The sequence below is a fragment of the Nocardioides sp. NPDC006273 genome, from assembly GCF_040613495.1.
Taxonomy (GTDB): Bacteria; Actinomycetota; Actinomycetes; order Propionibacteriales; family Nocardioidaceae; genus Nocardioides.
Genome location: NZ_JBEXSD010000112.1, coordinates 1 through 6,639, shown reverse-complemented (window position 1 = coordinate 6,639; position 6,639 = coordinate 1). Strand labels below are relative to the sequence as shown.

Sequence of the window (6,639 nt, the reverse complement as noted above, 5' to 3'; positions counted from 1 at the left end):
CCCGAGAACGGCATCTACATCAGCACCGGCCAGGTCTACGAAGAGGTGAAGGCCCTGACCCAGACGGTCACCCGGATCGAGAGCAAGGTCGACGGGTTCATCACCGAAGCCAAGGACATCCGTGCCGACGTTGCCGACCACGAGACCCGCATACGCGTCCTGGAGTCCGGGCGTTGGCCCCTCCCCGCGTTCGGCGCCCTCACCGGTCTTGGCGGTGCCGTAGCCGGAGCCCTCGCCCTCTTCGCCCGCTAGAAAGGAGCACCCCTATGTCCACCCCGGAGCCCTACCCCTGGGTGCGCCGCGACACCGAACGCGGCCAGGCATACGCGGCGTTCAGAGAATTCCTCAACCTCGGCCCCCGCCGCACCGTACGCGCCGCAGCCAAGGCCGCCGACATCAGCGCCGACTCCGCGTACGAACTGTCCAAGCGGCACGACTGGACCGCGCGAGCCACCGCCTACGACCAGCACCTCGCCTCAGCCGCCACCGACGGCCTCGCCTCCCAGATGGCCTCGGCACGCGACGACAACCTCACCCTCGCCGACAAGCTCCGCAGCCACCTGTCCGACCAGCTCGACGGGTTCATCCGTGACCGCGACGACCCCACCGTCCGCTGGTCCCAGGCCCTCGCCGCCATGGTGAGGCTGGAAGAGCATGCCTTCCGGTTGAAGGACGACCCCAAGGCGTCCGCCGCCCGCGACCGCGTCCAGCAGCTCATCGAGCGGTTCGAGAGCGCCACCCAGACGTGATCATCGACCCGGCCGAACTTGCCGCCCTCACCCCCGCCGAGCTAGAGCAGCTCGCCGAGGGGCTGGAACGGCTTGTCCTCGACCGGGAAGCCGGCAAGGTGCCGTGGCTCTGTGACATCCCTGACTGCGACGGACGCCCCCACCCAGGACGACCCGGCGCCCACTCCCGCGCCAACCAGCGGCCACCCGCCGGAGACGACTGGGACTGGTGGCTGGCACTCGCAGGCCGCGGCTGGGGAAAGACCAGGGTCGGCGCCGAGTTCAGCATCGAACAGGCCCGACGCCTCCCCCGCGGTGCGCTCATCGCCCCCACCGCGGCAGACGCCCGAGATGTCATGGTCGAAGGCGACTCCGGCATCCTCGCGTGCGCCCCGGCCACCTTCCGACCCATCTACACCAAGAGCCTGCGGAAGCTGGAGTACCCCAACGGCGCCATCCAGATGCTGTACTCCGCCGACGAACCGGACCGGCTCCGCGGCCCCCAGCACCACTACTTCTGGGCCGACGAGCTCGCCGCCTGGCGCTACCTTCAGCACGCCTGGGACATGCTCCAGATGGGCATGCGCCTTGGCCAGCATCCCCGCGGCTGCATCACCACCACGCCCCGACCACTGCCGCTCATCAAGGAGCTGCTGAAGAACACCCGTTGCGCCGTGGTGCGCGGCTCGACGTACGAGAACCTCGACAACCTCGCCGAGACGTTCCGCCGCACCGTCCTCGACCGGTACGAGGGGACGACGCTCGGTCGGCAGGAGCTGGACGCCGAGGTGCTCGAGGACCTGCCCGGCGCGCTGGTCGCGCGCGCGCTGATCGACCGCTATCGGGTTCGGCCCGACGAGGTGCCCGAGCTGGTGTCCATCGTGGTCGGCATGGACCCCGCCGGCACCGGCGCCGGAGACGAAACCGGCCTGGTCGTCACCGGCTGGGGTGTCGACCAGCACCACTACGTCCTCGCCGACGCCTCAGGCAAGCGGACCCCAGACCCGGCCGCGCGGGCCGCATACGCCCTTCGAGAGGAGCACGGGGCCGCGTACATCGTCGTTGAGGACAACGGCCCCAAGGACTGGCTGGAGGAGGTTCTCCGCCGGGTCTGGCGGGATCTCCACCCTGGGGAGACCACCCCGCCGCCGATCCGCCGGGTCAACGCGTCCAAGGGCAAGAAGCTCAGGGCGCAGCCGGTGGCGATGCTGTACGAGCAGGGCCGTGTCCACCACGTCGGCAGCTTCCCTGAGTTGGAGGACCAGCTGACGACGTGGATCCCCGAGGAGACGCCCGGCTCCCCGGACCGCATCGACGCCCTGGTTCACGCGGTCACCCACCACATGAAGCGGGACCGCGGTACGCGTACCGAGCTGGTCAACCCGCACACCGCAGCCCGACGCGCCGGACGGGTCTCTGGGCAGCACCCGGCACTCAAAGCCCGCTCGCAGCGGGCATGATGGGATGGAAATGGAAACGTATCCGCTTGTGCTGATGGTGGTGATGGCGCTGGCCACGGCCCGCGTCACCCGACTGATCACCCGCGACCGCATCCTTCAGGCGCCGCGGCGAGCTGTCCTGCGCGCCCTCCCGGACGACAGCCTCCGCGCCTACGTCGTGGTGTGCGACTGGTGCGTGTCCATGTACGTAGGCACGCTCGCGGCCGTCTACGGGGCCGCGGCGGGCCGGTGGTCGTGGGACGACGCGGTGTTCATGGCGCTCGCCTTCTCGTACGTGACCGGCTGGCTGGCGTCCAAGGAGGGTGACGACTGATGGCGATCTTCCGCAGGCGCAGGGACGGCGGACCGCTGCTCCCCGAGACCGCCGACACCACCGTTGTCCCACGGGCCATCACCGCCGCCGCCATGCCCATGGCCGGCCCCGGCGTGAAGCTCGCCGACCGGGCCCGCAAGCAGTCCGCCAACTCCGACTGGCAGCGGCAGGGCTGGTACTACTACGACGCGATCGGTGAGCTGCGGTCGCCGCTGGTATGGATCGCCAACGCGGTCAGCCAGGCTGACATTCACGCGACCGAGCTGGACCCCGCCACGGGCACGCCGACCGGCCCGTCGGAGAACGCGATCGCCATGCAGGCCGCCGCACAGGTGCTCGGTGGGGCGGCGAAGCGCGCCACCCTCCTGAAGGTCCTGGCCCTGTGCTGGCAGGTCCCGGGTGAGGCGTGGGTCATCGTCCGCCCGCGCCCTCCGATCCAGGGGCGGCCGCAGCCCGATGAGTGGATCGTGCTCCCCCCGTCGCAGGTCAAGTCCAAGGGCAACGGCGCTGACGCCAAGTGGGAGTACCGCGACCCCAAGATCGGCGTCGACGTCCAGCTCGACAGCAAGTCGCGGCTCTTCCGCGTCTGGTCTCCGCATCCGGCCGACTTCATCCAGGCCGACTCAGCCGTCCGCCCCGCCCTGCCCGTCTGTCGTGAGATCGAGAAGGCTGGCCAGACCATCGCCGCCCAGCTGGATTCACGCCTCGCGCTGGCTGGCCTCCTCCTGCTGGCTGACGAACTGGATCTCCCCCGCGGGGAACACGACACCACCGCACTCGCCTTGATGGACGAGTTGCTTGCGGCCGCCGAAGCCACCATTCAGCAGCCGGGTACACCGTCTGCCGTGGTCCCTATCACGATCAACGCCCCTGCCGACATGATCGCCAGCGGTGGGGCAATGGCGTTCATCAATCCGATCACCGAGTTTGTGGGTGGCCTGGACGACCTCCGCGACAGGGCCCTCGCCCGGCTGGCCAACACGCTCGACATGCCGAAGGACATTGCGGCCGGCACGCAGGGCGAGTCGAACCACTGGTCGGCGTGGCAGGTCGAGGAGTCCACGTACAAGATCTTCATCGAGCCGCTGCTCCAGGCCCTCGGCGACGCCCTGACGGAGCAGTGGTTCCGGCCCGCGCTCGTCGCCATGGGGATGACCGAGGAGCAGGCCGCCACCTACGAGGTCGGCTGGGACACCACGAAGATCGTGGCCCGCCCCGACGACACCGAGAACCTGCGCGACCTCCACGACCGGCTGCTCATCTCGGACGAGTACATGCTGGCGGAGAACGGGATCCCGGTGGATGCGGCGCCGGACCAGGAGGAGTACACGAGGCGGCTGCTGGAGAAGATCGTCATCGGTGCCCCGTCGCTTCTCAGCGACCCGAACGTGGCTGCCGCCATGGGCCTTGAGGTAGTCGTGGCGCCGGAGGCAACGGGCGCGTCGGGTGAGATTGAGGGCGGCCAGCTGGAGCCGGCGGAGTCGTCGCGTGCGCTGCCGTCCACGCAGGGGACGGAGCCGGAGCCTGAGGCGGTCCCGGACGGGCTGACGGCGGCGGCTGAGCTGCTCGTCTTCGATGCCCTGTCGCGCGCGGGCGGGCGCTTGCTCACGCGGGAGAACCGGGGCCAGTTCGCCAACGTTCCCAAGCACGAGTTGCACACGAAGCTGGAGTCCTCGGGAGATGACGGCCGTCTGCTGGAGGGATCCTTTCAGTTCGTTGGCCCCGTAGCCGAGGCGTTCGGCCTGTACGAGGGCACGCTGCGTGCAGTGCTGAAGACCTACGTCCGCAACCGGCTGTACACGCGCGAGCCCCACAACCGAACCGTGCTGACCAACATGCTCACCGAGGCCATGCGGTGACAACGTTGCCACCCGATGACGGGCTACCCCAGCGATTGCGCGCGGAGGCGTTCATCCGCGAGGGCGAGGACCGCGTGAAGCGCACCTGGTTCCGCTCTCTCACCCGCTGGCTCGACCGCGTCCGCCCCGCCGTCCTCCGCGACGGCACGGTGGACCCCGGCCGCGTCTCCGACCACCAGGCCTTCTGGACCGAGCAGGTGGACGTCGAGGTCATGCCAGTGGTGGACGGCATCCTCCAGCGGGCCGCGCGTCGGATCCGTCGGCCGGGTGTGCCGGCGTCGGATCCGTGGGTGTCGGAGTACCTGAACGAGGCGGGCAACCGGTTGGTGCGTCTACCTGATGAGGTGTACGGGCTGATCGTCGCGGAGTTGGAGCGGGGGATCCGGGAGCAGGAGTCGATCCCGGACATCGCCGCGCGGGTGTCCACCGTGCTCACCGCGACGGGGTCGGAGCGGTGGCCGAACAGGGCGGTGACGGTGGCGCGGACGGAGACAATCGCAGCCGTCAACGCGGGCGTGCTGCGATCGGCTCAGCTGGAGGCGGCGGACCGTGGGGATCCGGCGCCGTTCAAGCAGTGGATCTCTACAGCGGATCCGCGTACCCGGCCGACGCACGTGGAGGCGGACAAGCAGCGGACACTCCTGTCCGAGCCGTTCGTCGTTGGCGGCGCTTCGCTGCTCTTCCCCGGGGACCCGCGCGGCCCGGCCGGGGAGGTCATCAACTGCCGGTGCTCACTGTTCCCGGTGGTGCTCGGAGAAGAGATCGACTGGACAGACAGGCAGGACCCATGAAGGCAGAGATCGTCGCAGCATGGTTGGAAGCCGTGCGGGACCCGTTGGCTCGCTGGATGGACATCCCCGAGCTCCCCGACGGCATGGACATGGAGACGGCTCTCATCGTCCACCAGATTCACGAGAGCGAGGGTTCTGATGGCTAGGACGTGGAGTGCGGTGCTGGCTCGGCTGGGTGTGCCCACCGGCGACGGCCGCATCATCGACCCCGCAGGCGGCTCGTCCCGCGACCTGCCGCTGCCGCTGATGTTTCAGCAGAAGAGCGAGGACGGTCACGGCGGCTCGCAGGTTGTCGGCCGTATCGAGACGCTGCGGATCGCCGACGGCATGGTCACGGCCACCGGCTCGATGCTCGACGCTGCCTACGGCACTGACGTGATCGAGCTGCTGGAGGCGGGCGTGGTCGGGCCGTCGGTGGACCTCGATGACATCGAGTACGTGATGGACGAGGACGAGCGGCTGATCATCACCCGGTGGCGGGTTGCCGGGGCCACGCTGGTCAGCATCCCGGCGTTCGCGGACGTGTCCCTCACCCTCGACCCGCTGCCGGTTGTGATGGAGGGCGCGGACGTTCCGGCCGGGGTCGACGAGTGGCTCTACGCTTCTGCGAGCCCGGAAGCGCTCCCGCCAGCGGACTGGTTCCAGCGGCCGGACGTTGACCAGCTGACGCCGCTCGTCGTCACCGACACGGGCAGGGTCTTCGGGCACATCGCCGGGTGGGACACCTGCCACGTTGGTCTGCCCGGGTGTGTCACCCCGCCGTCCAGCCCGACCGGGTACACGTACTTCCACGTCGCCGAGCAGCGCACCGCCGACGGCGCCACGCTGCCCGTGGGGACGCTCGTCGCCGGGCCCCGGCACGCGGACGCGCAGCTCGCGTTCCGGGCCGCACAGGAGCACTACGACGACCCGGCCGCCGCCGTCGCGCGCGTCGTCGCGGGCGAGGACGAGTACGGCATCTGGGTCGCCGGATGGCTTCTCCCCGGCGCCACCCCCGAGGCCCTGGACGTGTTCCGCTCGTCGCCCGTGTCCGGCGACTGGCGGCGGGTGGGCGGCTCCCTGGAGCTGATCGGCGTGTGCAGCGTGAACACGCCGGGCTTCCCCGTTCCGCGCGCTCGGGTGCACTTTGCGGCCGGCGCCCAGCGGGCCCTCATCGGCAACTTCGGCATCACGCCGCAGCAGGGGGATCACTTTCGCAGCACCGCGAACGTGATCAAGGACGAGACCGACATCGCCCGCGCGCGACTGCGCTGGGCCCTCGCCACAACCAACCAGGAGGCATGACATGAGCTGCTGCGGACGAGCCAAGACCCTGACCGACTACAAGGTCACCTACCGGGGCGGCGGCGAGGAGTTCGTCACCCACGAGGAAGGCGGCCTCATCAAGGTCCGCCAGCTCCTCGCCAAGTCCCCCAAGGGCGGTACCTACCAGGCCGTCACCCGCAAGGCGTAACACGCCGACGTGCCGGGCGGCCCTTACAAACCGCC

At 69.9% G+C, this 6,639-nt stretch carries 9 protein-coding genes; all 9 read left to right on the top strand.

All coding sequences use genetic code 11. From position 1 onward, the window contains the following. Positions 1-252, top strand: a 252-nt coding sequence (locus ABZZ22_RS26585) for a hypothetical protein (protein ID WP_354938435.1), incomplete at its 5' end; no start/stop codon positions are given. 14 nt (positions 253-266) lie between these two features. Beyond that, positions 267-749, top strand: a complete 483-nt coding sequence (locus tag ABZZ22_RS26580) for a hypothetical protein (RefSeq protein WP_354938432.1) — start codon at positions 267-269, stop codon at positions 747-749. After that, on the top strand, positions 746-2,188 hold the full coding sequence (locus ABZZ22_RS26575; RefSeq protein WP_354938429.1) for a terminase family protein: 1,443 nt from the start codon (positions 746-748) through the stop codon (positions 2,186-2,188). The genes ABZZ22_RS26580 and ABZZ22_RS26575 overlap by 4 nt, the downstream gene beginning before the upstream one ends. Positions 2,189-2,198: 10 nt before the next feature. After that, the gene (locus ABZZ22_RS26570) at positions 2,199-2,501 is read left to right on the top strand and encodes a hypothetical protein (protein WP_354938426.1); all 303 of its coding nucleotides are present in this window, start codon (positions 2,199-2,201) and stop codon (positions 2,499-2,501) included. A 113-nt stretch (positions 2,502-2,614) separates the two neighbouring features. Then, complete coding sequence (locus ABZZ22_RS26565) at positions 2,615-4,360, top strand: hypothetical protein (RefSeq protein ID WP_354938423.1); 1,746 nt, start codon at positions 2,615-2,617, stop codon at positions 4,358-4,360. Further along, complete coding sequence (locus tag ABZZ22_RS26560) at positions 4,357-5,151, top strand: phage minor head protein (protein WP_354938421.1); 795 nt, start codon at positions 4,357-4,359, stop codon at positions 5,149-5,151. The genes ABZZ22_RS26565 and ABZZ22_RS26560 overlap by 4 nt, the downstream gene beginning before the upstream one ends. Further along, the gene (locus ABZZ22_RS26555) at positions 5,148-5,297 is read left to right on the top strand and encodes a hypothetical protein (protein WP_354938418.1); all 150 of its coding nucleotides are present in this window, start codon (positions 5,148-5,150) and stop codon (positions 5,295-5,297) included. Before ABZZ22_RS26560 ends, ABZZ22_RS26555 begins: the two co-directional genes overlap by 4 nt. Further along, complete coding sequence (locus ABZZ22_RS26550) at positions 5,290-6,435, top strand: hypothetical protein (RefSeq protein ID WP_354938415.1); 1,146 nt, start codon at positions 5,290-5,292, stop codon at positions 6,433-6,435. Before ABZZ22_RS26555 ends, ABZZ22_RS26550 begins: the two co-directional genes overlap by 8 nt. 1 nt (position 6,436) lies before the next feature. Next, complete coding sequence (locus ABZZ22_RS26545) at positions 6,437-6,604, top strand: hypothetical protein (protein WP_354938412.1); 168 nt, start codon at positions 6,437-6,439, stop codon at positions 6,602-6,604. Positions 6,605-6,639: the final 35 nt, after the last annotated feature.